Here is a 26880-nt window from a genome sequence, read left to right on the forward strand (position 1 = left end):
GGTAGCGTGCCGGGTGATGACTGAGGATCTCCTTTCGCTCGCCCAGGCGCGGCGGATCGCGCTCGCCGCGCAGGGGTTCGCCGATCCCCGCCCCACGGGGGTGCCCGACGTGCGGCACCTCCGGCGGGTGATCCGCCGGGTTGGCCTCCTGCAGATGGACTCGGTCAACGTCCTCATGCGGGCGCACTACATGCCGCTCTACAGCCGGCTCGGCCCCTACCCGACGGCCCTGCTGGACCGTGCCGCCTATCGCGCCCCGCGCGAGCTCTTCGAGTACTGGGGGCACGAGGCGTCGCTGCTGCCCGTCGGGCTGCACCCGGCGCTGCGCTGGCGGATGGCACGCGGCCACGCGTGGGGCGCCCCGGGCCGGATCGCGCAGGAGCAGCCGGAGCTGGTCAAGCGGGTGCTCGCCGAGGTGCGCGAGCGCGGTCCCGTCACGGCCGGGGAGATCGAGGACACCGGCCCCCGCCGCAGGAACTGGGGCTGGAACTGGTCCGAGGTCAAGACCGCGCTGGAGGCGCTGTTCTGGACCGGTGAGGTGACCGCCGCCGGCCGCAACACGGCGTGGGCGCGGCTGTACGACGTTCCGGAGCGGGTGCTGCCGGCCGCCGTGCTGGCCGCGCCGACACCGTCCGTCGAGGAGGCCCACCGGGACCTGGTGCGCGTCGCCGCGGCGGGGCTGGGTGTGGCGGCGGAGCCGGAGCTGCGCGGCTACTTCCGGCTCTCCCTGGAGGGCACCCGCACGGCCGTCGCCGAGCTGGTCGACGCGGGGGAGCTGCGCCCGGTGCGGGTCGAGGGGTGGAGCGCGCCGGCCTACCTGTACGAGGGAGCCCGGCTGCCGCGCCGGATCACCGGGGCGACGCTGGTCAGCCCGTTCGACCCGCTGATGTGGGAGCGGGCGCGGGTGGCGCGGCTGTTCGGGTTCGACTACCGGCTGGAGATCTTCGTGCCGGCGCCGAAGCGGGTGCACGGGTACTACGTGCTGCCGTTCCTGCTCGGGGACCGGCTCGTGGCGCGGGTGGATCTCAAGGCCGACCGTAAGGCGGGTGTACTGCGGGTGCCGGCCGCCTGGGTGGAGCCGCCGCGGACGCGCCGCGACCCAGGGCCGGGCGAGGTCGCGGAGGCGTTGGCGGCGGAGCTGTACCGGCTGGCCGGATGGCTCGGGCTGAGGGAGGTCGCCGCGCCGGAGTCCGGGGACCTGGCGACGGCGCTCACCGATGCCCTGCGGCCGTCCGTCGAGGTCGGTGCCGTTACCGGCCTGCGTGTACCGTGACGGTGTGACCTCCCCGTCCCCCGTTCAGCAGCCTGTGGCGGTCGAGTATCCGGCCCCGCCGGACGGATACGGCGCCCCCGTCGCCGCCGGTGCGTACGGCGGCCACGCCTATCCGCAGGGCAGGTTGGACCGGTTCCTCGCCCGGCTGCCGAAGTGGCTCGGCCCGGCGGCCGTCGCCGGTGGATGCCTGGCCACCGCCGGTTACGTGCTGGCGCTCAACCCGACCGACGGCGGGGCCTCGGACGTTCCCGCCTGCCTGGTGCGGCTGACGACCGGGTTCGACTGCCCGGGCTGCGGCGGTACCCGGGCGGCGTGGTTCCTGGCGCACGGCGATCTGGCCGCCGCCGCGCAGCACCACCTGCTGTTCGTGTTCATGGTGCCGTTCATCGCCTACGCGTACGTGGCGTGGGTGGCGGGTGTGGTGTTCCACCGGCGGCTGCCGATGCCGCGGCTGTCGATGCCGCTCGTGTGGGGGTTCCTGGGCGCGTGGGCCGTCTTCACGGTGCTGCGCAACCTGCCGTTCGCGCCCTTCACCCTCTTCTACGTCTGATCAGGCGGCCTTCTCGGTCGAGACCTTCGGCGCGGCCGCCCGGAAGACGCTCACGTTGCCGCTGAGCGAGCGGGCGTTGATCTCCAGGTCGGTGCCGCGGCCCGTGGGCGGTGTGTCGCCGACCGGCAGGTCGCTGTGGGTGCGGCCGGAGAGCGTGTTGAGGTCGAGCCGGAGCGCGGTGCCGGGGGCGACGCCGATCGCGATGTCACCGGAGGCGCTGTAGAGGCGCAGTTCGCCCTGGCGGGTCTCGCGCAGCTCGATGTCGCCGGCGGCGCTGCGCGCGGTGACCGAGCCGGCGAGGGTGCCGACGCGCAGGTGGCCGCTGGCGCTGTGCAGCAGCGCGTCCCCGCCGACCGCGCCGACCCGGGCGTCGCCGGCCGCGCTCTGCACCTGCAGGTCGCCGCCGACCGTACCGACGTGCACGTCGCCGCTGGCGGTGGTGATGTTGGCGGCGCCGGTGACGTCGTCGAGGATCAGGTCGCCGCTGGCCAGCGCCACCTGGGCAGTGGAGTAGCGGCCGTTCGCGCGGGTGTCGGCGGCGCCGGCGCTGACCCGCAGCTCGCTGTCGAACGGGATCCGGGCGTGCACCCGCACCCGCCAGCCGCGCCGCCAGATCCAGCCGCTCTGCGGCGTCTCGACGCGCAGTTCGCCGTCGTCGAACGTGACCCGGGTCTGCTCGACGGCCTCCCGGGCGGCGCCGCCGCTGTCGTAGGGCTCGACGGTGACGGTGGCGGTGTCGCGCTCCTCGGCGGTCACGGTGACGTCGCCGGCGCTGATCGTGATCGAGGCGCGGATCGGTCCGCTGACCGGGAACTCATGCATCGTCATTCCTCCTGGGTGGGTGGGTCAGGCCTGGGCGTAACCGGTCATCCGCCGGCCCTTGCCCCGACCGTGCGGCGGCTGTGGCGGGAACGGCGGTGAAGGCGGCGCCGGCGGCATGCCGTTGAGGGCGCCGGCGACGGCGTGCACGAGCCACGAGTTGACCGAGGCGCCGGTGGTCGAGGAGGCGTTCTCGATGAGCTCCTTGAGCTGCTCGGGCAGGCGGAGCGTGATGCGGGCGGTGTCGCCGCCGTCCGGGATCTTGGTGGCGTGCGGGGCGGCGGCCGGTTCGGGCGTCTGCTCGGTCACCACGAACTCCGCCTCCCGCCCGCGCAGGCGCACCTCCACCGAGGCGGAACTGAGCTTCGAGGTGATCTCGGCGGCGGCGTCGGAGAGGGCTTCCAGCAGGCACAGGCGTGCGGCGGAGTCCAGGGCGTTGCCCAACAGTTCGGCGGTGCGCGCGGCGTCCTCACCGGCCGGGGCGGCGCTGGCCCGCAGCTCCCGGCGGAGCGATTCGAGGTACGGGGTCAGGTCCATGACGCCACTATGACGTCACAGATGGCGTCATGGCAACGATGTGGTGATGTCATCATGATGTCGCTCCGTGCGGGTATGCGGGTTTGCCCCCCGACCAGCGGCGGATCTAGGGTGGCGGCCATGGCTGAGATGGTGCGCCCGACAATCACTCCGATCGCGTGGACGCACTTCTCGAATCCGCCGGAGGTCCCCTGGGAGACCGATGCCGAGGGCGGCGAGGCGCTGGCCGAGTTCGCCGGGCGCGCGTGCTACCAGTCCTGGAGCAAGCCCAACCCGGCCACCGCCACCAACGCCGGCTATCTCAAGCACATCCTCGAGGTGGGTCACCTCTCCGTGCTGGAGCACGGGACGGTGACGTTCTACATGGAGGGTGTCTCCCGGTCGTTCACCCACGAACTGATCCGCCACCGGCACTTCTCGTACTCGCAGCTGTCGCAGCGCTACGTTCCCGAGAAGAACGCCGCGATGGTCGAGCCGGACGTGATCGCGGAGGACCCGGAGCTGCACGCCAAGTTCGTCGCCGCCACGGAGGCGAGCGTCCGGGCGTACACCGAGCTGCTCCAGGGCCTGGAGGAGCGCTTCGCCGACGTGGAGAACGCGACGCTGCGCCGCAAGCAGGCCCGCCAGGCGGCCCGCGCCGTCCTGCCCAACGCCACCGAGACGCGCATCGTCGTGACCGGCAACTACCGGGCCTGGCGGCACTTCATCGCCATGCGCGCGACCGAGCACGCCGACGTGGAGATCCGCGCCCTGGCCGTCGAGTGCCTGCGGCACCTGCAGAAGATCGCGGCCAACGTCTTCGCCGACTTCACCATCTCCACGCTGGCCGACGGGTCGGAGATCGCGGCAAGCGCGTACACCTGGGAGTCGTGACACCTCCGGCGGCGGACCCGGTGTGCGGTTCGCTAGGTTGTTCGGTATGACCCGCACCGGTTCGGATCCCCAGCGGCCCTTCGGGCGCCTGCTGACCGCGATGATCACCCCGTTCGGTGCCGACGGCTCGCTCGACGTCGAGGGAGCGCAGCGTCTGGCAACGCACCTGGTGGACAGCCAGGAGCACGACGGCCTGGTGATCAGTGGCACCACCGGGGAGTCCCCGACCACCTCCGACGCGGAGAAGGACACCCTCCTGCGCGCCGTGGTCGAGGCGGTCGGTGACCGGGCCTGCGTCGTCGCGGGCGTCGGGACCAACAACACAAACCACTCGGTCGAACTGGCGAGAGCCGCCGAAAAGGCCGGTGCGGACGGCGTTCTCGTCGTGACGCCGTACTACAACAAGCCGCCGCAGGAAGGGCTGGTCCGCCACTTCACGGCGGTTGCCGAGGCGACCGGCCTGCCGGCGATGCTCTACGACATCCCGGGCCGCAGCGGTGTCGCGCTCGCGACGGAGACGATCGTGCGGCTGGCCGAGCACCCGCGGATCGTCGCGATGAAGGACGCCAAGGGCGACCTGGCCGAGACGGCGTGGGTCACGAAGCGTTCCGACCTGGCGTACTACTCGGGCGACGACATGCTCACGCTGCCGCTGCTGTCGGTCGGCGCGGTGGGTGTCGTCGGGGTGCCGACGCACCTGTTCGGGCCGCCCACCAAGCGGATGATCGAGGCGTTCGAGCGCGGTGACGTCACCGAGGCGCTGCGCCTGCACCACGAGCTGCTCCCCGCGTACTGCGGCTTCTTCCGCACGCAGGGGGCCATTCTGACCAAGGCGGCACTCAACCTCGCCGGGCTTCCCGCGGGGCCGATGCGGCCGCCGCTGCTCGACGCCACGGCGGCCGAGGTCGCGCGCCTGCGCGAGGACTGCGCCGAGGCGGGATACACCCTCGGCAGTGCCGAGCAGATGGCGCATATTCACACACAGGGATAACTGCATGACGAACGCTCCGGCGGAGATCAGTCCGCCGCCACCGCTGGCCGCCTCAGGCCTGCGCATCACCCCGCTCGGCGGGCTCGGCGCGATCGGTCGCAACATGACCGTGTTCGAGTTCGGCGGGCGGCTCCTGATCGTCGACTGCGGGGTGCTCTTCCCCGACGTCGAGCAGCCCGGCGTGGACCTGATCCTGCCGGACTTCGCACCGATCCTGGACCGGCTCGACGCGATCGACGCCATCGTGCTCACGCACGGGCACGAGGATCACATCGGTGCCGTGCCGTACCTGTTGGCGCACAAGCCCGACATCCCGGTCGTCGGGTCGCAGTTCACGCTCGCGCTGGTGGAGGCGAAGCTCGCCGAGCGGCGCATCGAGCCGTACTCGCTGACCGTGCGCGAGGGGCAGACCGAGCGGCTCGGGCCGTTCACGTGCGAGTTCTTCGCGGTCAACCACTCGATCCCGGACGCGCTGGCCGTCGCGATCACCACCCCGGCCGGCACCGTGCTGCACACCGGCGACTTCAAGATGGACCAGCTTCCCCTCGACGGGCGGCTGACCGACCTGGCCGGGTTCGCCCGGCTGGGCGCGCAGGGCGTCGACCTGCTGCTCTCCGACTCGACAAACGCCGAGATCCCGGGCTTCGTCACGCCGGAGAAGGAGATCGGGCCGGTCCTCGACGGGATCTTCGCGAAGGCGCGCGGGCGGATCATCGTCGCGTCGTTCGCCTCGCACGTGCACCGGGTGCAGCAGGTGCTCGACTCGGCCCACGAACACGACCGGAAGGTGGCGTTCATCGGCCGGTCGATGGTGCGCAACATGGGCATCGCCCGCGACCTGGGACTGCTGCACATCCCGGGCGGTCTCGTGGTCGGCATGGACGAGGCGATGTCCCTGCCGCCGGAGCGCATCGTGATGATGTCGACCGGTTCGCAGGGCGAGCCGATGAGCGCGCTGGGCCGCATGGCCAACGGCGACCACCGGCACGTGACGATCGCGCCGGGCGACACCGTGGTGCTGGCGTCGTCGCTGGTGCCGGGCAACGAGAGCGCCGTCTACCGGGTGATCAACCGGCTCTCCCGGGCCGGTGCCGTCGTGGTGCACAAGGACGTCGCCAAGGTGCACGTCTCCGGCCACTCGCCGGCCGGTGAGCTGCGCTACCTGCTCAACGTCGTCAAGCCGCGCAACTTCATGCCCGTTCACGGGGAGTGGCGGCACCTGCGGGCGCACGCCCAGCTCGGGATCGAGTCCGGGGTGCCGGCGGACCGCGTGGTGCTGTGCGAGGACGGCGACGTCGTCGACCTGGTGGGCGGCCGGGCGAGCCTGGTCGGGCACGTGCGTTCGCGCTATGTCTACGTCGACGGGCTCGCGGTCGGCGACGTGAGCGAGTCGCTGCTGACCGAGCGCCGCATCCTCGGCGACGGCGGCTTCATCTCGGCGACGGTCGTGATCGACTCAGTCAACGGCAAGGTCGTCGGTGGGCCCACGGTGTCGGCCAAGGGGTTCTCCGAGGACCCGTCGGCGTTCGACGCGGTGCTGCCGTTGATCACGGAGGCGCTGCTGCGCGCGGCGGGGGACGGGGTCACCGATCCGCACCAGCTGCAGCAGATCGTGCGCCGCACGGTCGGCCGCTGGGTCAACGAGAAGTACCGCCGCCGCCCCATGATCGTTCCCACGGTTGTCGAGGTCTGAAAGAGGGATCGACCTCGACATGCGGTTGTAACGGGGGTTCTTTAGCGTCCATCCATGGCCGCGACTGACACCCCCGCCCCCGACATCCCGCCCGGGCCCCCGCCCGAGGCGCCGCATGCGCCGCGCAACGCGTTCGACCGCTATTTCGAGATCAGCGCGCGGCGTTCGACGCTCGCGCGGGAGATCCGGGGCGGGCTGGCGACGTTCTTCACGATGAGCTACATCGTCGTGCTCAACCCGCTGATCCTGGCCAACGCCAAGGACAGCACCGGCGCGACGCTGCCGATCACGCAGCTGGCGGCGGCGACGGCACTGGTCGCCGGTGTCGTCACGATCCTGATGGGGGTCGTCGGGCGGTTCCCGCTGGCGCTGGCGGCCGGACTCGGCGTGAACGCGCTGGTGGCGCTCGAGATCGCGCCGAAGATGACCTGGGCCGACGCGATGGGCCTGGTGGTCATCGAGGGCCTGCTCATCACGATCTTCGTGTTGACCGGGCTGCGGGAGGCGCTGTTCCGGGCGGTGCCGGCGCAGCTGAAGATCGCCATCGGGGTGGGGATCGGGCTGTTCCTGACCGTCATCGGCTTCGTGGACGCGGGGGTCGTGCGCTCCAGCGGGAAGGCGTCGCCGCCGCTGCAGCTCGGCACCGCGAACATGCTGACCGGGTGGCCGGCCGTGGTGTTCGTGGCCGGGCTGCTCGTCACGCTCGTGCTGGTGGTCCGGAAGGTGCGCGGGGCGATCCTCATCGGGATCGCGTTCGGGACGGTGCTGGCGATCGTCGTGGAGGCGCTCGCCAAGGTGGGGCCGTCGTTCACGCCGCCGGACAAGGCGAACCCGAACGGCTGGAGCCTCAACGTCCCGAGCTGGCCGGACAAGGTGTTCGCGCTGCCGGATCTCGGGCTGCTCGGGAAGTTCAGCGTGCTGGGGGCGTGGGAGTCGGCCGGTGTGCTGGTGGCGGTCATGTTCGTCTTCACGCTGCTGGTGACGGACTTCTTCGACACCATGGGCACGATGGTCGCGGTCGGCTACGAGGCGGGTCCCGAGGGCGGGCTGATCCGGGAGGACGGCACGCCGCCGCGCACCCGGGAGATCCTGCTGGTGGACTCGATCGCGGCTGCGGCCGGCGGCGCGGCGAGCGTGTCGAGCAACACCTCCTACATCGAGTCGGCCTCCGGGGTCGCCGAGGGCGCGCGCACCGGCGTGGCGAACCTCGTCACGGGTGCGCTGTTCCTGCTGGCGATGTTCTTCTCCCCGCTGGTCACGGTGGTGCCGTTCGAGGCGGCGTCGGTGGCGCTGATCGTGGTCGGCTTCCTGATGATGACCTCGGTGCGGGGCATCGACTGGACGGACTACGAGATCGGTATCCCGGCGTTCCTGGCGATCGTGCTGATGCCGTTCACGTACTCGATCTCGGCCGGGATCGGGGCGGCGTTCATCGCGTTCGTGCTGCTCAAGGCCGTTCGGGGCAAGGCGCGCGAGGTGGGCGTGCTGATGTGGGTCGCCGCGGCGCTGTTCGTCGTCTACTTCCTGCGTGCGCCGATCGAGAGCCTTATCTTCTAGAACGTGGGCTGGCACACCCTGGTCACCGTCCTGTTGGGACTCCACTTCGCCTACCTGGGCTACGTGGTGTTCGGCGGGTTCCTGGCGTGGCGCTGGCCGAAGCTGATCTGGCCGCATCTCCTCGCGGGTGCGTGGGGGGTGGCCGTGGTGGGCGTTCCGCTCACCTGTCCGCTGACCGAGGCCGAGTACTGGGCGCGGCGGCGGGCGGGCGGGCGGGGCGCCACGGCCGGCTTCATCGACCGGTACATCGAGGGCGTGCTCTATCCCGAGCGGTACACGTTCGCGCTGCAGATCCTGGTCGGCGTGGTGGTGCTCGGCTCCTGGGCCGGCGCCTACCTGCTGCGCCGACGTCGGAACAGGACGGCCAACACGGCCACCAAAACCGAGGTTTCGTCGTAGCTCCCCGCTACCGTGTGAGTCATGGCGGGCCGACCGGCGCAGACTCCCCGCCGTCGCACGTCGTCCACGACGCCGGCGCGACGGCCCGCTCAGCGTGCCCGCAAGGCGGCTCCGGCCAAGGCTCCCGCGCGCGCGGCGAAGAAAACCGCGGCCCGCCCCGCCGCCCGTCCCGTCGCGCGGCGGCCGGCGAGCGCGGTCACGTTCAACCCGCTGGCCCTGTTCGGCCGGCTGATCATCGCCACCTGGATGGGCCTCGCCAACACCCTGGGCTGGGTCGTGCGGGCCATCGGGCGCAAGGCCGCGCACGCGCGGGACCTGGACCCCGAGCATCGCCGCGACGGTGCCGGGCTCGCCGTCATCGGGCTGGCGGTGCTGCTGGCCGCCGGGGTGTGGTTCAACTCCGCCGGTCAGGTCGGCGAGTGGATCGCCGACAAGGTGCGCTTCCTGCTCGGTGGCATCTCGGCCGTGCTGCCGGTGCTGCTGGTCTTCGGCGCCGTGCGGATGATGCGCCGGCCGGTCGAGGAGGAGGACGCGCACCGCGGGCGGGGGATCGTCGGCTGGAGCGCCCTGTTCATCGGCGTCGCGGGGCTGCTGCACCTGGCCATGGGGCAGCCGACGCAGCCGCTCGGCCTGGACAAGGCGGGCGGGCTGCTGGGCGGGCTCGCCGGTGGGCTGCTCGCCGGTTGGGTCACCGGCTGGGTGGCCGGGCCGCTGCTGCTGCTGACCGCCCTCTTCGGTGTGCTCGTGGTGACGGCGACGCCGATCAACAAGGTGCCCGAGCGGTTCCGCGAGCTGATGGACCTGGCCCTGGGCCGGGGCGCGCGCGAGATCGACGGCGAGTACGACGACGAGGATCTCGACGGGGTCGACGGGTACGACGAGGAGTTCGACGAGGCGCCCGTGCCGCCGAAGAAGCGGGCGCCGTCGCGTCGCCGGCAGGCCGCCCTCGCCGACGCCGACGCGGATCCGTCCATCGTGGACATCGAGCCGGTGTCGCCGGTGCCGGTGGACGTTCCGGTGCGCAAGCCGCCGAAGATCAAGACTCCGCCGCCACCGCCGCCGGACCACTCGCCGCTGCCGACCCGGGCCGAGCAGCTGGCGTTGACCGACGCCGACTACAAGCTCCCGCCACCCAACCTGCTCGCCGCCGGCGACGCGCCGAAGGCGCGCACCCGGGCCAACGACGAGGTGATCGCGGCGCTCGGCGGCGTTTTCGAGCAGTTCAACGTGGACGCCGCCGTCACCGGCTTCACCCGCGGCCCCACGGTCACGCGGTACGAGGTCGAGGTCGGGCCCGGCGTGAAGGTCGAGCGGATCACCGCCCTGACCCGCAACATCGCCTACGCCGTGAAGTCGCCGGACGTGCGGATCATGTCGCCGATCCCGGGCAAGTCGGCGGTCGGCATCGAGATCCCCAACCTCGACCGGGAAAACGTCACGCTCGGCGACGTGCTGCGCTCCCGGGCCGCGACGTCGGACCACCACCCGCTGGTCGTCGGGCTGGGCAAGGACATCGAGGGCGGCTACGTCACGGCCAACCTCGCGAAGATGCCGCACATCCTGATCGCCGGTGCGACCGGTGCCGGTAAGTCGTCGTGCCTCAACACACTGCTGGTGTCGCTGCTGACCCGCGCCACGCCGGACGAGGTGCGGCTGCTGCTGGTCGACCCGAAGCGGGTGGAGCTGACGGCGTACGAGGGGATCCCGCACCTCGTGACGCCCATCGTGACCAACCCGAAGAAGGCGGCCGACGCCCTGGAATGGGTCGTGCGCGAGATGGACATGCGCTACGACGACCTGGCCGCGTCGGGCGTTCGGCACATCGACGACTACAACCGGAAGGTGCGCGCCGGCAAGGTCACTGCTCCGCCGGGCAGCGAACGGGTGATCCGGCCGTACCCGTACCTCATCGTGATCGTGGACGAGCTGGCCGACCTGATGATGGTGGCGCCGCGCGACGTCGAGGACTCGGTCGTGCGCATCACGCAGCTCGCCCGGGCCGCCGGCATCCACCTGGTGCTCGCCACGCAGCGCCCCTCGGTCGACGTGGTCACCGGTCTGATCAAGGCCAACGTGCCGTCGCGGCTGGCGTTCGCCACGTCGTCGCTCGCCGACTCGCGGGTCATCCTCGACCAGCCGGGTGCCGAGAAGCTCATCGGGCGGGGCGACGGGCTGTTCCTGCCGATGGGTGCCTCGAAGCCGATCCGCATCCAGGGCGCCTGGGTCAACGAGTCGGAGATCGCCGACGTCGTCAAGTTCTGCAAGGAGCAGCGGGAGCCGGAGTTCCGGCCCGACGTCACGGTCGCCCCGGAGTCGTCGAAGAAGAAGGTCGACGAGGACATCGGTGAGGACCTGGAGCTGCTGCTGCAGGCGATCGAGCTGGTGGTGACGAGCCAGTTCGGGTCGACGTCGATGCTGCAGCGCAAACTGCGGGTGGGCTTCGCGAAGGCGGGCCGGCTGATGGATCTCATGGAGACGCGCGGGGTGGTCGGGCCGTCCGAGGGTTCGAAGGCGCGCGATGTGCTGATCAAGCCGGACGAGCTGGAGGAAGTGCTCACCTCCTTGAAGGCGTCGGAGTAGCGGCACACTGGGGGCATGACCGCTTCGCCCCTTGCCGTCCTGCACGATCCCGTCCGGCGGGGCGTCTACGAGTTCGTCGCCGCGCAGGGTGCGCCCGTGGGGCGGGACGCCGTCGCGGGCGGGATGTCCATCGGCCGGACGCTGGCGGCGTTCCACCTGGACAAGCTGGCGGCGGCAGGACTGCTGGAGGTCACGTACGCGCGTCCGGCCGGTCGGACCGGGCCGGGAGCCGGCAGGCCGGCGAAGCTGTACCGGCGCGCGGTCGGCGAGCACCTGCTGAGCGTGCCGCCGCGCGAGTACCGGGCGCTGGCGGAGATCCTCGCGGAGGCGGTGGAGGAGAGCGGGGCCGACGCGGCGGCCGCCGCGTCGGCCCGCCGGCAGGGGGCCGCGCGGACCGCGGCGATCAGGGGCGGCCTGGCCCCGGACGACGGCGCCGACCCGGTCGCATTGCTCACCGAGCTCGGTTACGAGCCATACCTCGACGGGGCAGACGTGCGGCTGCGCAACTGTCCTTTCGGGACGGTGGCCGCCGCGTTCCCGCCGCTGGTGTGCGGGCTCAACCTGGCGCTGATCGAGGGGGTGCTGGACGGGTCGGGGTGCGCGCCCCGGCTGGATCCGCGGCCCGAGGGATGCTGCGTGGCGATCAGGCTTTCTAAAAACAACGGCGATTAGTTAAAGTGCGGGGCATGCATCTCGCGCAGCTCAACATCGCCACCCCCGTCGCCCCGCCCGGCAGCCCCGAGCTGGAGGGGTTCATGTCGCGGCTCGAAGAGATCAACGCCCTCGCCGACCGCTCGCCCGGCTTCGTCTGGCGGCTCGTCGGCGACGACGGGGACGACGCCACCGGCCTGCGTCCCTACGGGCCGGACGTCATGGTCAACCTCAGCGTGTGGGAGTCCCTCGAGTCGCTGCGGGAGTTCACCTACCGGACCGGGCACCTGGAACTCATGCGGTCGCGGCGACAGTGGTTCAAGGCCGCGGACGGGCCGTACCTGGCGATGTGGTGGGTCCCCGCCGGTCACATCCCGTCGGTCGTGGAGGCCGGGGAACGCCTCGAGCACCTGCGCGTCCACGGGCCGACGCCGGAGGCGTTCACGTTCCGTGCGCCGTTCCCGCGACCGGGCACGCTGGCGGCGTGACGTGGGCGGGCGAACCGGTACCCTCGTTGGGTGTCCGACCCCGCTGACTCCACGCGCCGTGTTGCGCTGATCACCCTCGGCTGCGCCCGTAACGAGGTCGACTCCGAGGAACTGGCCGCCCGACTCAGCGCCGGCGGCTGGTCGGTCGGCACCGAGGCCGACGGCGCGGACGTGGTGATGGTCAACACGTGCGGGTTCGTCGCCGACGCCAAGCAGGAGTCGATCGACACGCTGCTCGCCGCGGCCGACTCCGGGGCGAAGGTGGTCGCCGCCGGCTGCCTCGCCGAGCGCTACGGCAAGGAGCTGGCCGGCAGCCTGCCCGAGGCCGACGCGGTGCTCGGGTTCGACCACTACCCGGACATCGCCGCGCGGCTCGATGCGATCGTGGCCGGCGAGCGGGTCGAGTCGCACGCGCCGCGCGACCGGCGGGAACTTCTTCCGATCACGCCCGTCCAGCGGCGTGAGGTGGCCGTCTCGCTGCCGGGGCACGGCTCCGCCGCATCGCAGGAGGGGCTTCCGGCCCACCTGAAGGTGATGCGGCAGCGGCTCGAGAAGGGGCCGGTCGCCTCGCTCAAGCTCGCCAGCGGCTGCGACCGGCGGTGCGCGTTCTGCGCGATCCCGTCGTTCCGCGGGGCGTTCGTGTCACGCACGCCGGACGAGATCCTCGCCGAGGCCGAGTGGCTGGCCACGACCGGCGTGCGGGAGCTGGTGCTGGTGAGCGAGAACAGCACCTCCTACGGGAAGGACCTCGGCGACACCCGCGCGCTGGACCGGCTGCTGCCGCAGCTGGCCGCCGTCGCCGGGATCGTGCGGGTGCGCGTGTCCTACCTCCAGCCGGCCGAGCTGCGGCCGAGCCTGCTGGAGACGATCGCCACGACGCCGGGCGTGGCGCCCTACTTCGACCTGTCGTTCCAGCACTCCAGCGAGCCGGTGCTGCGGCGGATGCGCCGGTTCGGCTCGACCGAACGCTTCCTCGAACTGCTCGGCAACGTGCGCGCGCTGGCCCCGGAGGCGGGTGCGCGCAGCAACGTCATCGTCGGCTTCCCCGGCGAGACCAAGGCCGACGTCGCCGAGCTCGAACGGTTCCTCACCGAGGCGCGGCTCGATGCGATCGGCGTCTTCGGCTACAGCGACGAGGACGGCACCGAGGCGGCCGGGTTCACCGGCAAGGTGTCGACCGCCACGGTGCGCCGCCGCACCGAACGGATGGCGGAGCTCGCCGACATGCTCTGCGCGCAGCGCGCCGAGGAGCGCGTCGGCAGCGAGGTGATCGTGCTCGTCGACGAGATCGGCGAGGACGGCGTCGAGGGCCGCGCCGCCCACCAGGCGCCGGAGATCGACGGCACCACGCTCCTCGAAGGGGACGACTGCGGCGTGCTGCGCCCCGGCGACCTGGTCCGCGCCAAGGTCACGGCCAGCGAGGGGGTCGACCTGGTCGCCGCCCCCGTCGAGGTCGTCTCACGAGCCCCGTCCTCCGCGTGACCGCCGCCCCGCCACCGGACTCCTCGGGCGCCGTCGTGGTCGAGCCTTCGCTGTGGAACGTCGCCAACGCGCTCACGTTCGCCCGGATCCTCATGGTGCCGATCTTCGCCACGCTGACCGTGAACTCCGCCCTGACCTCGCCGGGCCTGCGCATCGCCGCGGCGCTCACGTTCGGGGTCGCGTCGATCACGGACTACGTCGACGGGTGGATCGCGCGGCGGCACAACCTGGTCACGTCGTTCGGGAAGGTGGCCGACCCGATCGCCGACAAGGCGCTGATCGGGACGGCGCTGGTGCTGCTCTCCTACTACGACGTGGTGCCGTGGTGGGTGACGACGCTGATCCTGGTGCGCGAGATCGGGATCACCCTGATGCGCTTCTTCGTGCTGCGCCACGGCGTCATCCCGGCCAGCCCGGGCGGCAAGCTGAAGACGTTGCTGCAGAGCCTCGCGATCGGGTGGCTGCTGTGGCCCATGCCCGAACCGGTCGACGTGGTGGGGCTGTGGATGATGTACGCCGCGATGCTGATCACCGTCGGCACCGGTGTGGACTACGTGATCCGCGCGATCCGGCTGAGTCGTGGCAGCGCCGGCGCGTGAGGTTCTCGCGGCGCTGCGCGCCCGTGGGGAGACGCTCGCCGTCGCGGAGTCGCTGACGGGTGGGCTGCTCGCGGCGACGCTCGTCGACGTGCCCGGGGCCAGTGCCGTTTTCCGGGGTGGCCTCGTCGTGTATGCGACGGAGTTGAAGGCCGTGCTGGCGGGCGTTCCCCCGCAGCTTTTGCGGGAACGCGGAGCGGTGGATCCGGACGTGGCCCGGGCGCTCGCGGCCGGCGCGCGCGAACGCTGTGCGGCCGACTGGGGCCTCGCCACGACGGGCGTCGCCGGCCCCGACCCGCAGGACGGCCACCCGGTCGGGACGGTCTATGTCGCGGTCCGCGGTCCGGGGGTCGACGAGGTGCGGCGGCTCACACTCGCCGGGAGCCGCGCGGAGATCCGATCCGGCACGGTTTCGCAGGTCCTGGCGCTGATCGCGAACGCGGTGTCGATTCCCGGCTTCGCTTAGGGCGCAACCGTGCGGGGGAGGATGCCGCTGGGGCGATCAGCGGGTACGGTGGCAGTGCCGTAGGCATATCCCTTCGGCAGCCGGGAGGTGCCATGATCCTGCTTCGTCGGGTCCTCGGCGACGCGCTGCGGGCGCGGCGACAGGCCCAGCACCGCACGCTGCGTGAGGTCAGCGGCGCCGCCAACGTGAGCCTGGGCTACCTGTCCGAGATCGAACGCGGTCAGAAGGAAGCGTCCAGCGAGCTGCTCTCGTCCATCTGCGACGCCCTCGGTGCGCAGCTGTCCGAGGTGCTCCGCGAGGTGAGCGACACCCTGGAGCTGGCCGAGCTGACGGCCGCCGAGGGCCTTCGCCCGGTGCCGGTCGGCAGCGACGGCGAGGCGTTCGCGCCCGCTGCGGCCCCGGCCCCACGCGACGGCTCCGTGACCAACTTCGTGGGCGACGGTGGCGTCTCCGTGGCCGTGCGCCGCGACGGGCCGCTGCGGACCACTCTTAAGGCGACCCGGACGCGCGACATCATCCGCGCGGCCTGATCCGCATCCCGGTTAATGGGTGAGGTCCCTGGAATGACCCCTAGGACCGGTGACGGAGATGGCGGTCGCCTGCCACGATGGAACCCGCGTCGACGTTGCGGGGCGGCTCCGCCGATAACGAGCCGGCCGTAGCTGGGGGAGAGGAGACCGCGACATCATGGCGAGTCCGTTCGTCAAGGGCTGGAAGTACCTCATGGCGCTGTTCGGCGCGAAGATCGACGAGTACGCCGATCCGAAGGTGCAGATCCAGCAGGCGGTCGAGGAGGCGCAGCGCACCCACCGGGCGCTGGTCCAGCAGGCAGCCGCTGTCATCGGCAACCAGCGCCAGCTGGAGATGAAGCTCTCGCGCACCATGGGCGAGGTCGAGAAGCTGCAGAACTCGGCGCGTCAGGCGATCGTGCTGTCCGACCAGGCCCGCGCGCAGAACGACCCGGCCAAGGCGGCCGACTACGAGAACGCCGCGCAGGCGTTCGCCACGCAGCTCGTCGCCGCCGAGCAGAGCATGGAGGATCTCAAGACCCTCCATGACCAGGCGCTCGGTGCGGCCGCTCAGGCACGGCGCGCGGTGGAGAACAACTCCATGATCCTCCAGCAGAAGCTCGCCGAGCGCACCAAGCTGCTCAGCCAGCTCGAGCAGGCCCGGATGCAGGAGACCATCGCCCAGTCGCTGGAGTCGATGAGTTCGCTGACGGCGCCCGGCACGACGCCGTCGCTGGACCAGGTGCGGGAGAAGATCGAGGGCCAGTACGCCCGCGCGCTCGGCCGCGCCGAGCTGGCGAGCAACTCGGTCGAGGGCCGGATGCTGGAGATCCAGAAGTCCACGCTGGACATGGCGGGCGCCTCGCGCCTGGAGCAGATCCGGGCCGGCATGCACGGTCCCGCGGTCAGCGCCGCGCCGCAGCAGCCCGCCGTGGCGGCCGGCAACGGTCAGGCCGCGGCCGCCACCGACGGGGCGAGCGTGGCCCGGCTGGACCAGATCCGCGCGAGCATGAACAAGCCGCAGCCGCCCGCCGGCGGCGCCGCGTAAGGGCGGGGGCGCCCCGATGGCCGACGCCCGTTCCAAGCATCTACGCAAGGTCCGTCGCGGGCTGCGGGGTGCCCGCCGCTGGTCGATCCAGGCGGGTGCGCTCGCCGGTGCCAGCGCGATTCTCGTTCCCTACGCGGGGATCGGACTGCCCGACGCCGCGTGGGTGGCGGCCGCCGGGGGTTCGGTCATCGCAGCCGTCTGGCGGTGGCGGGACTATCGCGCGCTGGCGGCACTTCCCGTTCCCGAGCCGACGCCCGACGACATGGTGCGCCGGCTGACCGGGGTGGTGGGTGCGCTGCCGGCCGGGCAGAGCGCGCTGGACGAGCTGCGGCGGCAACGTTCGCGGCTGCGGCTGCGGGGGCTCGCCGTGGCGCCCTACTGGCAGCGGCTCGACCGGGCCTCGGTCACGCTGACCGGGCTGGCCGGGCGACTCAGCGGGCCGGCTTCCGATGCGGTGCTCGAGGCGTTCGTGGTCGAGAAGGGGCTGCGGGAACTGGCCGCCCGGGGCGCCGACGTCGAACGCGCGCTGCGGATCTCTCCGGCCGAGAGCCGGCCCGCGTTGCAGGCGGCGCTGGATGATCTCGTTTCGCAGTTGGCCGACGGGGTCACCGCGTTCGAACGGCTGGTCGCGGCCGCCGCGGGTTATGTGGCGGAGGACGGGCGGCTCGGGGCGAAGTACCTGGACACGGCTACCGCGCGGTTGACCGAGGCGACGGATCTGCTGCGGGGGATCGCGGCCGGGCTGGCGGAGTTGCGTCAGCAGCACCCGTAGGGCTCTGCTTGGCGGGCGGCTCCCCGGGTGGCCCCCGGGCTCACCGAGGACGCCGTCCCGGCGGCTGCGGCATGCGGCGCTAGCGTGAGGCGCGTGTTCACGGACATCGAAGCGTTCGGCAACGCGTTGGTCGACAGCGGCCTGCCGCCCGTGCTCAGCGGCCGCCACGACAGCGGTGAATTCCGGGCCGGCGTCGTGGCCCGGGCACTGGGCCCGCTCCGGCTGATCGCGTTGAACACCCCCGCCGGCGAGTGTTTCCGGGACGCCCGATGCGCCCGCGAGGCCGACGAGCGGTTCTGGCAGGTCGAACTGATGACCCGCGGCCACGCCCGCGTCGAGCAGGGCCGCCGGGCCGCCGAACTCGGCCCCGCCGACGTCGTTCTCATCGATCCCGCGCGCCCGGTGCGCTTCGCCAGTACGGCCTCCACGCACGTGACACTGCTGGTGCCGCGCCGCGAACTGCGACTGCGCACCGGCGACGCCGAACGCCTGGCGGGTGTGCGTTTCCCGGGAGATCACGGCCCGTGGGCCCTGGTGGCGTCCCTCGCCCGGGAGATGGCGCGGTCGCTGCGCGGGTTCGGGGCGGGGGCGGCGGACCGGTCGGCGGCGGCCGTCATCGAACTGGTCTCGGTAGCGCTCGAGGCCCAGTTGGGCGACCCGCGCCCGGGGCCGGACGAGGCGCTGCGGGAGCGCATCGTCGGCTACATCGAGGCGCGGCTCTCCGATCGCGAACTCGCACCGGCCGGGATCGCCGCGGCGCACCACATCTCGCTGCGCCGGTTGCACAGGCTGTTCGAGGATCAGCCGTTGACCGTCGCGGCACTGATCCGCCGGCGCCGCCTGGAACGGTGCCGTGCCGACCTGATGCGCCGCGACCGCACGGTGACGGCCGTGGCCGCGCGGTGGGGGTTCGCCGATCCGGCGCACTTCAGCCGGCTGTTCAAGGCGACGTTCGGGTACAACGCGGCGACGCTGACCGCCGGCGAGCGCACCGGCCCCGCCGACGCGTCCGAGTGCGCATCGCCCGCCGGCGCGCCTCGGCGCTGAGGTTCAACGGCCGTGCGCGCACGGTCAACGCGCCAGGCGTTCCGCCCGGTGAGGATGGTGGCGTTCGGAACGCGGAAAGGTGGGCGCATGGAGCAGTCGGTCGAGGCGATGAGCACGATTCCGACCCGGATGTACGAGGCCTGGAATCGCGGTGACGTCCCCGGCTTCTTCGCCGACTTCGCCGAGGACGCCGTCTTCGCGGAGCTGGAGGGGACCATCTACACGCGCCGCCAGGACATGATCGCGGCGCACGAGACGCTGTTCGACACGGTGCTGAAGGGGTCCCGGCTGGAGCGCGGCGAGGTGCACTTCGCCCGGCTCGTGAGCCCCGGGGTGGGAGTGGTGCACAGCCGCGTCGGGATCCGGATGCCGGGCGAGGCGGAGCCGCCGGCGACGCGCTTCTCGATGCAGCTGTTCGTCGTGGTGTGGCGGGAGGAGCGCTGGGTGGTGGTGGCGTTGGAGAACGCCCGCCTGCTCTCCCTGGAGATGATGGCGGCCCTCGAAAACTAGGACCTAATCCCGGGCCAGGGTGGGGCGCGACACCGTGCCTTCCGGAACGGCGCCGGGCTGGCACTGCGGGCACCAGTACGTGATCCGGTTGTGGTCGCCCTCGGCGGCGCGCCGGATCGTGGTCCCGCAGCGCCGGCACGGCGCGCCGGCCCGTTCGAAGACCCAGTGTTGTTCGCCGCGGCGCAGCGAGCCGGTGGTGGCCTGGTTCCAGCGGCCGCGGTTGGCGGCGAGCAGCCGATGCGCCAGGGCCACCACGGCCGGCAGGTCGGCGACTCCGTCCACTGTGGTCCACGGGTTGAGCCCGCGCAGGAACAGCGTCTCGGCCTTGTAGAGGTTGCCGATCCCGGCCAGGTTGCGCTGATCCAGGAGGGCGTCGGCGATCGCGCGGTCGGGGCGTTCGCTCAGCCGGCGGACCGCCTCGGCGGGGTCCCAGTCGGCGCCGAGCAGGTCGGGGCCGAGGTGCCCGACCAGCCGGTCCTCGTGCGGGGTGCGCACGAGGTCGAGTTCGTGCAGGTGGTAGCCGACGGCTACGCAGTCGTCGGTGCGCAGGACCACCCGGATGAGGTGCGCGGGGCGGCCGCTCCACCGTTCGCGGGGGCCGAAGACGCGCCACGTGCCGTCCATCCGCAGGTGCGAGTGGAGCGTCCAAGGTGCGCCCGCGGTGTCGGTGAAGCGCGTCAGGAGATGCTTGCCGCGGCTCGCCGAGCCGACGACGTTCCATCCGATGATGTCGGCGGCGGCCAGGCGGGGGACGCGGAACTCGGCCCCGGTCAGCGTCTTCCCCACCAACCGGTCCAGCACGCGCGCCGTGTTCCAGACGGTGTCGCCTTCGGGCATCAGCCCATACTGCCCTCAACCGCTACGGACCGCCCCCGGCGCGGCGCGCGAATGTACGAAAGTACCGCGACGTACTGACACCTTTAATCCTTCTTTGTACGATCTCTCACCATGTCGACTGTCACGGTGAGACCGGCGACCGCGTCGGACCTGCCGGCGCTCGCGCGGCTGTCCGGTGGACTGTTCGCGATCGACGCCGGTCAATTCGACCCGTGGACCGACCAGGAATGGCCGGCCCGTGACGGGGAGACCTACTTCGGCAAGCTGATCGCCGGCGACGCGTCCGCGATCTGGCTGGCGGAGCTGGGCGACGAGCCGATCGGGTACGCCACCGGCAAGCTGGGCGGGCCGTACAGCACCCGGCCGGTGTCGGTGGCGGACCTGGAGAGCGTCTTCGTGGCGGAGGGGCATCGCAGCGGCGGCGCCGGTGAGGCGTTGGTGCGGGCGTTCCTGGCGTGGGCGCGGGACCAGGGGGCCGAGCTGGCCCAGGTGACGGCGTACAGCGGCAATGTCCGCGCGCAGGCCTTCTACCAGCGCGTCGGCTTCCACCCGCACACCGTCACCCTCGAGATGAGCCTTTGAGAAGGAGCAGGCGTCAGTTCGTCGCGGCGCGTTTGGCGAGTCTCAGGGTGTCGCCGGGGGCCACGCCCAGCGCTACTACCGCGCGGCCGCCGTTGACCGCCACGGCGACGCGTTCGGCGGAGTCGACGTAGGCGATCAGGGTGCCGGCGCCGGCGTCGCCGAACGTGCGGACCCGGGTCGCGCGCAGGCCGCCGACCAGGATGTCCTCGCCCAGTTCGTCGAGCGTGCCGCCGGGGGCGGCGAGTTGGACGTTGCCGAATCGGTCGACCGCGGTCACCTCCGCCTCCAGCCAACCGGTGCCCACCGTGACGAGCGGATCGGGCAGCCGCACCAGCGTCGACGGGTCGGCCTCGCTGCCGGCGGTGGCGGGGTCGGCGCCACCCGCGAGCCGCGCGGCCACCGGCGCGAACACGTCCCGCCCGTGGAACGTCGGCGAGACGGTGTCGGCGTGCCACTCCGGATCGTCGAGCACGATCACCCGCTGGATCCCGCCCAGGGCTTCGGCCGCCGCCGGCAGCAGCCCGTTGTCGGGGCCGACGAGCAGCCCGCCCGCGGCCACCACGACGATGCCGCGCCGCGCCGTGCACACGCCCGGGTCGACCACCGCCACGTGCACCGACTCCGGCAGGTGCGGAACGGTCTGCGCGAGAACCGTCGCCCCCTGCGACACCTCGCCGGGCGGCACCAGGTGGGTGACGTCGATGACCCGCGCGTGCGGCGCCTGGCGGGCCAGCACTCCGTGGCACGCGGCCACGAACCCGTCGGAGAGCCCGTAGTCCGTGGTGATCGAGATCCAGTCGTATCGCATCCGTTCATTCTTTCCCGTTGCGGCGTCGGCTGAAGAGCCAGATGACCGGCAGCGTGCACAGCAGCGGACCGATGATCGCCAATGGCCGGGAGAACCACCAGATCGCGTCGGGCGGCATGCGGTCGTCGAGTTCGGGGTCGAAGACGGCCCACTGCACGAAACGCGAAATGGCCATGCCGGTCATGTGGAACAGGAACAGCGGCAGCGCGAACCGGTTCACCAGATCGCTGGCCGTCCGGAAGCGCGGCTTCTCGAGGGCGCGTTCGGTGGCGGGGCGCACGAGCTGGGCCACCCCGGCCTGGAACATCAGCAGCGCCACCATCACGAACGTCGGCGGCGCCATGTTGGAGAAGCGGTCGCCCGGCACCCCCACCATCGATCCCGGGTAGAGCCCCGAGAAGACCAGTCCCACCAGGCCGAAGAGCCCGCCCCAGGTGACGGCCCAGTGGATGCGCCGCGGCGCGCCGGCGAGGTGTTCGTAGAAGAACCCGGCCTGGTGCGCCAGCCCCCACACGATCACCATGTTGGCCCAGCCGACGCCGGGCACCTTGTAGTTGAAGCGCAGCACGTCCACGCACATGGCCGCGCCGGCGAGCCACACGAGCACCAGAACGCCGTAGCGCCGGTGCAGCCACAGCGCGGCCGGCAGCAGCGCGATGAGCATCAGGTACACGGCGAGGAACCAGAGCGGGCTCACCACCAGCCGGGTCGCCCGCCCGGCCCACGCGGCGTCGTAGTACCAGCCGACCCAGCTGCCGAGCGCGATCCAGACGACGAGCAGCGCCCCGGCCGGAACGGCCAACTGCCGCAGCCGCCGCCCGATGAACGCCCCGAGCGTGACGCCGCGGGCGTGCACCCGTTGCCAGGAGCGCAGGTGCACGAAGCCGCCGATGTAGAAGAAGAGCGGCATCACCTGGAAGAGCCACGTGACGAGCCAGAACCCGCGGGTGAAGCCGAGCGGGCTGGTGGCGTGCGGCCCGTCGGCGCGCCAGTCGACGATGGTGAACGCCCAGTGCCAGATCACCACCACGACGAGACTGAGCGCGCGCAGCCAGTCGACGTATCGGTTGCGCTCGCCGTGCTTCTGAACGGCAGGCGCGGGGGCGGCGGTCGACATGCCATCCAAAGATGTCACCCGCCGGCGGGGCCGGCAATCCGGTGGAAACCCTGATGCCGTACCGATACCGTTCCCCCTCGTGCGTCATCTCGTGATCTGTCCGCCACCCGCCGCCTGACGGGCGGCGACACTCCGACAGCAGGCGGTTGCCGCCCGGTCCGGGTCCTTTGTCGATCACGACCGGTCGGGAGACCTTCCTTTGACGCGTCCTTCTTCCACCCTGTCCGTCGGACGGGGTCTGAGTTATGTCTGTTTCGCCGCGGTGGCCTGGGGTGCCGGCGCGATCGCGGCCCAACTGCTCTACACGCGGGCCGGCCTCGGGCCGCTGGCGGTGACGTTCTGGCGGTTCGTCGGCGGGACCGCCCTGTTGGCGCTCTACCTGCGGCGGCTGCCGCGGATCGACGGTTCGCTGTGCTGGACCGGGCTCGGGTTGGCGGTCTTTCAGGCGGCCTACTACGCGGCCGTCACCTGCACCGGTGTCGCCGTCGCCACGGTGGTGACGCTGGGGGCGGGGCCGGTGCTGATCGCCGTGGGCGGCCGCCTCACCGGCGCCGAGCGGGGCGGCCGGACGGCGGTCGTTCTCGCGGTCGTGGGGCTCTGCGCGCTGGTCGGGGCCGACGGGAGCGGGCCGCGGCCGGCGCTCGGCATCGCGCTGGCGCTGCTGTCGGCGTTCGGGTACGCGGCGGTCACGCTCCACACGCGGCGGCGCGCGACCGATGCGGACGACGCGCTGGCGCGGGCGTCGGGCGGCTTCGCCGTCGGGACGGTGCTGCTGGCGCCGCTGGCGTTCGCGGAGGGGCTGCTGCCGGAGGGCGGCGATCCGGCCGTCACGCTGGGGCTGCTGGCGTTCCTGGGGCTGGTGCCGACGGCGCTCGCGTACGGGCTCTTCTTCGCCGGCCTCACCGTCGTCAGGGCCACGACCGCGTCGGTGGTCGCCCTGATCGAGCCGGTCACGGCCGCCGTCGCCGCCGTTCTTCTGTTGGGGGAACGTCTCAGCCGGCCCGCCGTTCTCGGCACGGTGATGTTGCTGACGGCCGTCCTGGTACAGGCCCGCGAGGAGCGTCAGTAGGGTTTTCACCATGCGTCTGTGCGTCTTCATCGAACCTCAGCAGGGTGCCGACTACGAGGATCAGCTCGCCCTCGCCCGACGGACCGAGGATTGCGGCTTCGACGGCTTCTTCCGTGCGGATCACTTCCTGAGCATGGGCAAGCGGTCCGGCCTCCCCGGCCCGACGGATTCGTGGGTGACGCTCGGCGCGTTGGCCAGGGAGACCAGCCGGGTGCGCCTGGGCACGCTGGTCAGCTCGGCGACGTTCCGGCTGCCGGGCGTGCTGGCGATCACGGCCGCGCAGGTCGACCGGATGAGCGGCGGCCGCGTCGAACTGGGGCTCGGCGCCGGCTGGTTCGAGGCCGAGCACAGGGCGTACGGGCTGCCGTTCCCGCCGGTGCGGGAGCGGTTCGACCGGCTGGAGGAGCAGCTGGAGATCATCACCGGGCTGTGGTCGGACGCGGAGTCGTTCTCCTTCACGGGGCGGCACTACGCGGTGGAGGACTCGCCGGGCCTGCCGAAGCCGGTTCAGCGGCCCGGCGTGCCGATCATCATCGGCGGCCGCGGGCCGAAGCGGACCCCGGCGCTGGCGGCGAAGTACGCGACGGAGTTCAACGTGGCGTTCAGTTCGCTCGAGGAGACGGCGGCGCAGTTCGAGCGGGTGCGGGCGGTCTCGGAACGGAAGCTCGTGTACTCGGCGGCGCAGACCGTCGTGTGCGGGCGCACCGACGCCGAGGTCGCCCGGCGCGCCGACGCGATCGGTGGGGCGCGCGGCATCACGGGCACGCCCGAGCAGGTGGCCGAGGGGCTGCGCAAGTTCGCCGAGATCGGGGCCGAACGCCTCTTCCTGCAGATCCTCGACCTCTCCGACCTCGATCACCTGGACGTGATCGCCTCCGACGTGGCGCCGCTGCTGTGACGCTGCACGGGTACGCGTTCGGGCCCGAGGGCGGTGCGCCGCTGGTGGCGCTGCACGGGGTGCGGGGATTCGGCGGGCGGTGGAAGCGGCTCGCCGAACTCGGCCGCCGGGTCCACGGATTCGATCTGCGCGGGCACGGCGACTCGCCCGACGTGGCGCCGTGGACGCTGGAGCAGCACACCTCCGACGTGCTGTCCACGATGGACGTTCTTGGACTGTCCACAGTGGACCTCGTGGGGCACTCGTTCGGCGGGTGCGTCGCCGTGCACGTGGCACGCGCCGCGCCGGGCCGGGTGCGCCGGCTCGTTCTGCTCGACCCGGCGGTTGGCATCAGCCGCCGGGCCGCCCGGGACGAGGCGGCGAAGTCGCTCGTGGTGCCGTCGTTCGGCTCGGTCGAGGAGGCCCGCGCCGACCGGGCCGTCCGCTGGCCGGACGCGCAACCGTCCTTTGTGGACGACGAGCTCACCGGAAACCTGGTGCGCGACGCGACCGACGGGCGATGGCGCCCACGGTGGCGGCCGACGGTGGTCGTGACGGCCTACTCGGAGATGGCGCGCCCCGCCGTGGCCCCGCCGAAAGAAGTGCCGACGCTGCTGCTGCGTTCGGTGTCGGCGGGCGTGGTGCGGCCCGGGTTCCTGGCGGCGTGCGCGCGCGACGGCGACGTGCGGGTGGTCGACGTCGACTGCGGGCACATGGTGCTGGAGGCCCGCCCCGAGGAGACCCTGCGCCACCTGGGCGACTTCCTCGATTAGCCGGTGCGGTGGGCGGTGCGGAAGCGGCCGGGTGCGATGCCGTACTCGCGCCGGAACGCCCCGGCGAATGCGAACTCCGTCGAATATCCGGCCTCCCGGGCGATCGACGACAGCGGTGCGTCGGTCTCCCGGAGGAGGCGGGCGGCACGCTCCAGGCGTTCCCCCAGAAGGTAGGAGGCGGGGGTGCGGCCCGTCGCGGTGGTGAAACGCCGGGTGAAGGCGGACCTCGACAGTCCCGCGGCTCGGGAGAGGGCCTGGACCGTCCACCCGGCGTGCGGGTCGTCGTGGACGCTGCGCAGGATCGCGGTGATGGCCGGATCGGGGGTGACCCGCCGGTCGGCCGTCGCCAGCCAGCGGGTCAGGGCGTGCGCGAGCACCAGGTCCAGCAGCGCGGCGCGGGTCGCCGCGACGCCCGGCCCCGGCTGCGACTCGTGGTCGTCCAGGAGCCGGACCAGCGGGGAACTCCCGGCGTCGGCCGGCACCACGATCGGGTCCGGCAGCGCGGCGAGGTACGGGTGCACCGGCCCACGCTCCAGCCGATAGGCCCCGCACAGGAACTCGAACTCGGCCGGCCCCGGCGTCGTGTCGGCCACGCCGAGCACCACCGGCGGGAGACCGCGCAGCGGCCGCGGCGCGGCGCTCAGCCCGTGATCGGCGCCGGCCGTGATGAGGACGATGTCGCCCTCGTGCAGCGGGACCGGCGGCGCGTCGGGCGTCAACAGCCAACCGGTGCCGCGCAGGACCAGGTGGAAGCCGCTGCCGGTGAGGCCGGAGAAGCGCACCCCCCACGGGGCGGACCGGCGGAAGCGGCGGACCGTGCCGCGGCCCACCCGGAGGGCGGAGATCGCGCGGCTGAGTTCGTCCATCGAGGCCGATGGTAGCCGGCCGGCGGGGTGCGCGATCGCGTATGTCGGCGCGTCGGGCGGGTATGGTCGCGCGGTCTCGCCGGGGGTGGGATCGACGGTATGAAGGAGAGCATCGTGATCGGTGCGGGTCCCGCGGGTCTGAGCGCCGGCCTCACCCTGGCCCGCGCCCGCCGTTCCACCCTCGTCGTCGACGCCGGGCAGCAGAGCAACCTGGCCGCCGCCACCATCGGCGGGCTGCTCGGCCACGACCGACGACCACCCGCCGAGTACTACGCCGCGGCCCGCGCCGACCTCACCGCCTACCCCTCGGTCGAACTCCGCAGCGGCGAGGCCGTCACCGCGGTTCGCCAGGACGGCGGGGGTTTCGTGGTGACGTTCGGCGACGGGAGCAGTGAGCACGCCCGCACCATGATCCTCGCGCCCGGCATGGACTACCGCATCCCACCCGTGCCGGGGCTCGCGGAGCGGTGGGGCGGATCGGTGTTCCACTGCCCGTTCTGCCACGGGTGGGAACTGCGCGAGCGGCCCATGGCCGTGCTGGCGACCGGCGCCGTCGGGGTGCACGGCGCACTCAACCTGCGCGGCTGGACGGACTCCGTCACGCTGCTGACCAACGGCACGCCGCTGACCGACGGGCAACGCGACCTGCTCACCGCCGGCGGGGTGGCGTGGGACGAGCGTCCGGTCGCGGCGTTGGACGGCCCTCGCGCTGCCTCCGACGGCCCTGGCACAGGCTTCGACGGCCCCGGTGCCGGGCTGAGCGCGGTGGTCTTCGCCGACGGCGGCGCGCTCGACGTGACGGCGATGCTGGTCAAGTCGACGCTGTACCAGCGCGGCACGCTCGCCCGCGACCTCGGCGCCACGCTCACCGCACCCGACGAGATGCTGAGCGTGGAGGCGATCGCGGTGGATCCGATGGGGCGCACCGGTGTGCCCGGTCTGTACGCGGCGGGGGATGCGGCGACGCCGGTGCCGCCGTCGATGGCGGCCGCGGTCGCGTCGGGGTACCTGGCGGGGGCCGCCGCGGCCGTCGAACTCGCCGCCGGCTACTGACGTCGCTCATCTCGCACGCTGCCCACTTTCTGGGGCACGCCAAGAAGGACGTCGTCG

29 protein-coding genes are annotated in these 26880 nt (G+C 72.4%); 23 read left to right on the top strand and 6 right to left on the bottom strand.

Going from position 1 to position 26880, the window contains the following annotated elements; translation table 11 throughout:
* The first annotated feature begins 16 nt into the window (after positions 1-16).
* Together Val02_RS13805 and Val02_RS13810 are read left to right on the top strand one after the other, a co-directional pair.
* On the top strand, positions 17-1273 hold the full coding sequence (locus Val02_RS13805; RefSeq protein WP_373317890.1) for a winged helix-turn-helix domain-containing protein: 1257 nt from the start codon (positions 17-19) through the stop codon (positions 1271-1273).
* A 4-nt stretch (positions 1274-1277) separates the two neighbouring features.
* Entirely contained in the window at positions 1278-1823 is a 546-nt protein-coding gene (locus tag Val02_RS13810) for a DUF2752 domain-containing protein (RefSeq protein ID WP_239152849.1), read from the top strand.
* On the opposite strand, the gene Val02_RS13815 is transcribed toward Val02_RS13810, so the two are convergent.
* Complete coding sequence (locus Val02_RS13815; RefSeq protein ID WP_203899418.1) at positions 1824-2645, bottom strand: DUF4097 family beta strand repeat-containing protein; 822 nt, start codon at positions 2643-2645, stop codon at positions 1824-1826.
* A 24-nt stretch (positions 2646-2669) separates the two neighbouring features.
* The gene (locus Val02_RS13820) at positions 2670-3179 is read right to left on the bottom strand and encodes a hypothetical protein (RefSeq protein WP_203899419.1); all 510 of its coding nucleotides are present in this window, start codon (positions 3177-3179) and stop codon (positions 2670-2672) included.
* Positions 3180-3299: 120 nt separating this feature from the next.
* Between Val02_RS13820 and thyX the strand changes: the two genes are divergently transcribed.
* From thyX to Val02_RS13900, 16 genes are all read left to right on the top strand, one after another.
* Entirely contained in the window at positions 3300-4052 is a 753-nt protein-coding gene (thyX, locus tag Val02_RS13825; RefSeq protein WP_203899420.1) for an FAD-dependent thymidylate synthase, read from the top strand.
* Between the two features lie 46 nt (positions 4053-4098).
* On the top strand, positions 4099-5043 hold the full coding sequence (gene dapA, locus Val02_RS13830; RefSeq protein ID WP_203899421.1) for a 4-hydroxy-tetrahydrodipicolinate synthase: 945 nt from the start codon (positions 4099-4101) through the stop codon (positions 5041-5043).
* A gap of 4 nt (positions 5044-5047) precedes the next feature.
* The gene (locus tag Val02_RS13835) at positions 5048-6736 is read left to right on the top strand and encodes a ribonuclease J (RefSeq protein WP_203899422.1); all 1689 of its coding nucleotides are present in this window, start codon (positions 5048-5050) and stop codon (positions 6734-6736) included.
* Positions 6737-6790: 54 nt separating this feature from the next.
* Positions 6791-8293 (top strand): NCS2 family permease, encoded by a 1503-nt coding sequence (locus Val02_RS13840; RefSeq protein ID WP_203899423.1) that lies wholly within the window; start codon positions 6791-6793, stop codon positions 8291-8293.
* A 3-nt stretch (positions 8294-8296) separates the two neighbouring features.
* Positions 8297-8692: a DUF2784 domain-containing protein gene (locus Val02_RS13845; RefSeq protein ID WP_203899424.1), complete on the top strand. Its 396-nt coding sequence runs from the start codon at positions 8297-8299 to the stop codon at positions 8690-8692.
* 21 nt (positions 8693-8713) lie between these two features.
* Complete coding sequence (locus tag Val02_RS13850) at positions 8714-11272, top strand: FtsK/SpoIIIE family DNA translocase (protein ID WP_203899425.1); 2559 nt, start codon at positions 8714-8716, stop codon at positions 11270-11272.
* A gap of 15 nt (positions 11273-11287) precedes the next feature.
* Positions 11288-11944: a helix-turn-helix transcriptional regulator gene (locus Val02_RS13855; RefSeq protein WP_203899426.1), complete on the top strand. Its 657-nt coding sequence runs from the start codon at positions 11288-11290 to the stop codon at positions 11942-11944.
* A 14-nt stretch (positions 11945-11958) separates the two neighbouring features.
* Entirely contained in the window at positions 11959-12411 is a 453-nt protein-coding gene (locus tag Val02_RS13860; protein WP_239152851.1) for a DUF3291 domain-containing protein, read from the top strand.
* Positions 12412-12441: 30 nt separating this feature from the next.
* Positions 12442-13893: a 30S ribosomal protein S12 methylthiotransferase RimO gene (rimO, locus tag Val02_RS13865; RefSeq protein ID WP_203899428.1), complete on the top strand. Its 1452-nt coding sequence runs from the start codon at positions 12442-12444 to the stop codon at positions 13891-13893.
* Entirely contained in the window at positions 13890-14492 is a 603-nt protein-coding gene (gene pgsA, locus Val02_RS13870; RefSeq protein WP_203899429.1) for a CDP-diacylglycerol--glycerol-3-phosphate 3-phosphatidyltransferase, read from the top strand. The genes rimO and pgsA overlap by 4 nt, the downstream gene beginning before the upstream one ends.
* Positions 14473-14955 carry a CinA family protein gene (locus Val02_RS13875; RefSeq protein ID WP_203899430.1) on the top strand — a complete coding sequence of 161 codons (483 nt, stop codon included), beginning with the start codon at positions 14473-14475 and terminating at the stop codon, positions 14953-14955. Before pgsA ends, Val02_RS13875 begins: the two co-directional genes overlap by 20 nt.
* A gap of 92 nt (positions 14956-15047) precedes the next feature.
* Entirely contained in the window at positions 15048-15485 is a 438-nt protein-coding gene (locus Val02_RS13880) for a helix-turn-helix domain-containing protein (protein WP_203899431.1), read from the top strand.
* Positions 15486-15642: 157 nt separating this feature from the next.
* A complete protein-coding gene (locus Val02_RS13885) occupies positions 15643-16512 on the top strand; it encodes a PspA/IM30 family protein (protein WP_203899432.1) in 870 nt (289 codons plus the stop codon).
* A 16-nt stretch (positions 16513-16528) separates the two neighbouring features.
* Positions 16529-17284 (top strand): phage shock envelope stress response protein PspM, encoded by a 756-nt coding sequence (pspM, locus tag Val02_RS13890; RefSeq protein ID WP_203899433.1) that lies wholly within the window; start codon positions 16529-16531, stop codon positions 17282-17284.
* A gap of 93 nt (positions 17285-17377) precedes the next feature.
* A complete protein-coding gene (locus Val02_RS13895) occupies positions 17378-18331 on the top strand; it encodes a helix-turn-helix domain-containing protein (protein WP_239152852.1) in 954 nt (317 codons plus the stop codon).
* An 87-nt stretch (positions 18332-18418) separates the two neighbouring features.
* Complete coding sequence (locus Val02_RS13900; RefSeq protein WP_203899435.1) at positions 18419-18841, top strand: SgcJ/EcaC family oxidoreductase; 423 nt, start codon at positions 18419-18421, stop codon at positions 18839-18841.
* 3 nt (positions 18842-18844) lie between these two features.
* Here Val02_RS13900 and Val02_RS13905 read toward each other — a convergent pair whose 3' ends face one another.
* The gene (locus Val02_RS13905) at positions 18845-19678 is read right to left on the bottom strand and encodes a DNA-formamidopyrimidine glycosylase family protein (RefSeq protein ID WP_203899436.1); all 834 of its coding nucleotides are present in this window, start codon (positions 19676-19678) and stop codon (positions 18845-18847) included.
* 111 nt (positions 19679-19789) lie between these two features.
* Between Val02_RS13905 and Val02_RS13910 the strand changes: the two genes are divergently transcribed.
* The gene (locus Val02_RS13910) at positions 19790-20260 is read left to right on the top strand and encodes a GNAT family N-acetyltransferase (RefSeq protein ID WP_203899437.1); all 471 of its coding nucleotides are present in this window, start codon (positions 19790-19792) and stop codon (positions 20258-20260) included.
* A gap of 13 nt (positions 20261-20273) precedes the next feature.
* Here Val02_RS13910 and Val02_RS13915 read toward each other — a convergent pair whose 3' ends face one another.
* Together Val02_RS13915 and Val02_RS13920 are read right to left on the bottom strand one after the other, a co-directional pair.
* Complete coding sequence (locus Val02_RS13915; RefSeq protein ID WP_203899438.1) at positions 20274-21068, bottom strand: SAM hydrolase/SAM-dependent halogenase family protein; 795 nt, start codon at positions 21066-21068, stop codon at positions 20274-20276.
* A gap of 4 nt (positions 21069-21072) precedes the next feature.
* Entirely contained in the window at positions 21073-22185 is a 1113-nt protein-coding gene (locus Val02_RS13920; protein WP_203899439.1) for an acyltransferase family protein, read from the bottom strand.
* A 262-nt stretch (positions 22186-22447) separates the two neighbouring features.
* Here Val02_RS13920 and Val02_RS13925 point away from each other — a divergent pair, with 262 nt between their 5' ends.
* From Val02_RS13925 to Val02_RS13935, 3 genes are read left to right on the top strand one after another with little or no spacing between them, the layout of a single operon-like run.
* Entirely contained in the window at positions 22448-23254 is an 807-nt protein-coding gene (locus Val02_RS13925; RefSeq protein ID WP_203899440.1) for a DMT family transporter, read from the top strand.
* Between the two features lie 10 nt (positions 23255-23264).
* The gene (locus Val02_RS13930; protein WP_203899441.1) at positions 23265-24152 is read left to right on the top strand and encodes an LLM class F420-dependent oxidoreductase; all 888 of its coding nucleotides are present in this window, start codon (positions 23265-23267) and stop codon (positions 24150-24152) included.
* Positions 24149-24904, top strand: a complete 756-nt coding sequence (locus tag Val02_RS13935) for an alpha/beta fold hydrolase (RefSeq protein ID WP_203899442.1) — start codon at positions 24149-24151, stop codon at positions 24902-24904. Before Val02_RS13930 ends, Val02_RS13935 begins: the two co-directional genes overlap by 4 nt.
* Here Val02_RS13935 and Val02_RS13940 read toward each other — a convergent pair.
* The gene (locus Val02_RS13940) at positions 24901-25770 is read right to left on the bottom strand and encodes an AraC family transcriptional regulator (RefSeq protein ID WP_203899443.1); all 870 of its coding nucleotides are present in this window, start codon (positions 25768-25770) and stop codon (positions 24901-24903) included. The genes Val02_RS13935 and Val02_RS13940 overlap by 4 nt on opposite strands.
* Positions 25771-25869: 99 nt before the next feature.
* Between Val02_RS13940 and Val02_RS13945 the strand changes: the two genes are divergently transcribed.
* Positions 25870-26823, top strand: coding sequence for an NAD(P)/FAD-dependent oxidoreductase (locus Val02_RS13945; RefSeq protein WP_203899444.1), 954 nt, complete (start codon positions 25870-25872; stop codon positions 26821-26823).
* The last annotated feature ends 57 nt before the right edge of the window (positions 26824-26880 follow it).

Source organism: Virgisporangium aliadipatigenens, from assembly GCF_016863615.1.
Lineage (GTDB): Bacteria > Actinomycetota > Actinomycetes > Mycobacteriales > Micromonosporaceae > Virgisporangium > Virgisporangium aliadipatigenens.

What these genes read in the sequence shown, in the direction of transcription:
- Val02_RS13915 (WP_203899438.1), bottom strand. Translation starts at nt 21,068, where the DNA reads ATGCGATACGACTGGATCTCGATCACCACGGACTACGGGCTCTCCGAC.
- Val02_RS13910 (WP_203899437.1), top strand. Translation starts at nt 19,790, where the DNA reads ATGTCGACTGTCACGGTGAGACCGGCGACCGCGTCGGACCTGCCGGCG.
- Val02_RS13860 (WP_239152851.1), top strand. Translation starts at nt 11,959, where the DNA reads ATGCATCTCGCGCAGCTCAACATCGCCACCCCCGTCGCCCCGCCCGGC.
- Val02_RS13820 (WP_203899419.1), bottom strand. Translation starts at nt 3,179, where the DNA reads ATGGACCTGACCCCGTACCTCGAATCGCTCCGCCGGGAGCTGCGGGCC.
- Val02_RS13940 (WP_203899443.1), bottom strand. Translation starts at nt 25,770, where the DNA reads ATGGACGAACTCAGCCGCGCGATCTCCGCCCTCCGGGTGGGCCGCGGC.
- Val02_RS13945 (WP_203899444.1), top strand. Translation starts at nt 25,870, where the DNA reads ATGAAGGAGAGCATCGTGATCGGTGCGGGTCCCGCGGGTCTGAGCGCC.
- pspM (WP_203899433.1), top strand. Translation starts at nt 16,529, where the DNA reads ATGGCCGACGCCCGTTCCAAGCATCTACGCAAGGTCCGTCGCGGGCTG.
- Val02_RS13930 (WP_203899441.1), top strand. Translation starts at nt 23,265, where the DNA reads ATGCGTCTGTGCGTCTTCATCGAACCTCAGCAGGGTGCCGACTACGAG.
- Val02_RS13880 (WP_203899431.1), top strand. Translation starts at nt 15,048, where the DNA reads ATGATCCTGCTTCGTCGGGTCCTCGGCGACGCGCTGCGGGCGCGGCGA.
- Val02_RS13835 (WP_203899422.1), top strand. Translation starts at nt 5,048, where the DNA reads ATGACGAACGCTCCGGCGGAGATCAGTCCGCCGCCACCGCTGGCCGCC.
- Val02_RS13900 (WP_203899435.1), top strand. Translation starts at nt 18,419, where the DNA reads ATGGAGCAGTCGGTCGAGGCGATGAGCACGATTCCGACCCGGATGTAC.
- Val02_RS13920 (WP_203899439.1), bottom strand. Translation starts at nt 22,185, where the DNA reads ATGTCGACCGCCGCCCCCGCGCCTGCCGTTCAGAAGCACGGCGAGCGC.
- Val02_RS13850 (WP_203899425.1), top strand. Translation starts at nt 8,714, where the DNA reads ATGGCGGGCCGACCGGCGCAGACTCCCCGCCGTCGCACGTCGTCCACG.
- Val02_RS13840 (WP_203899423.1), top strand. Translation starts at nt 6,791, where the DNA reads ATGGCCGCGACTGACACCCCCGCCCCCGACATCCCGCCCGGGCCCCCG.
- Val02_RS13805 (WP_373317890.1), top strand. Translation starts at nt 17, where the DNA reads ATGACTGAGGATCTCCTTTCGCTCGCCCAGGCGCGGCGGATCGCGCTC.
- Val02_RS13885 (WP_203899432.1), top strand. Translation starts at nt 15,643, where the DNA reads ATGGCGAGTCCGTTCGTCAAGGGCTGGAAGTACCTCATGGCGCTGTTC.
- dapA (WP_203899421.1), top strand. Translation starts at nt 4,099, where the DNA reads ATGACCCGCACCGGTTCGGATCCCCAGCGGCCCTTCGGGCGCCTGCTG.
- Val02_RS13855 (WP_203899426.1), top strand. Translation starts at nt 11,288, where the DNA reads ATGACCGCTTCGCCCCTTGCCGTCCTGCACGATCCCGTCCGGCGGGGC.
- Val02_RS13905 (WP_203899436.1), bottom strand. Translation starts at nt 19,678, where the DNA reads ATGCCCGAAGGCGACACCGTCTGGAACACGGCGCGCGTGCTGGACCGG.
- Val02_RS13815 (WP_203899418.1), bottom strand. Translation starts at nt 2,645, where the DNA reads ATGCATGAGTTCCCGGTCAGCGGACCGATCCGCGCCTCGATCACGATC.
- thyX (WP_203899420.1), top strand. Translation starts at nt 3,300, where the DNA reads ATGGCTGAGATGGTGCGCCCGACAATCACTCCGATCGCGTGGACGCAC.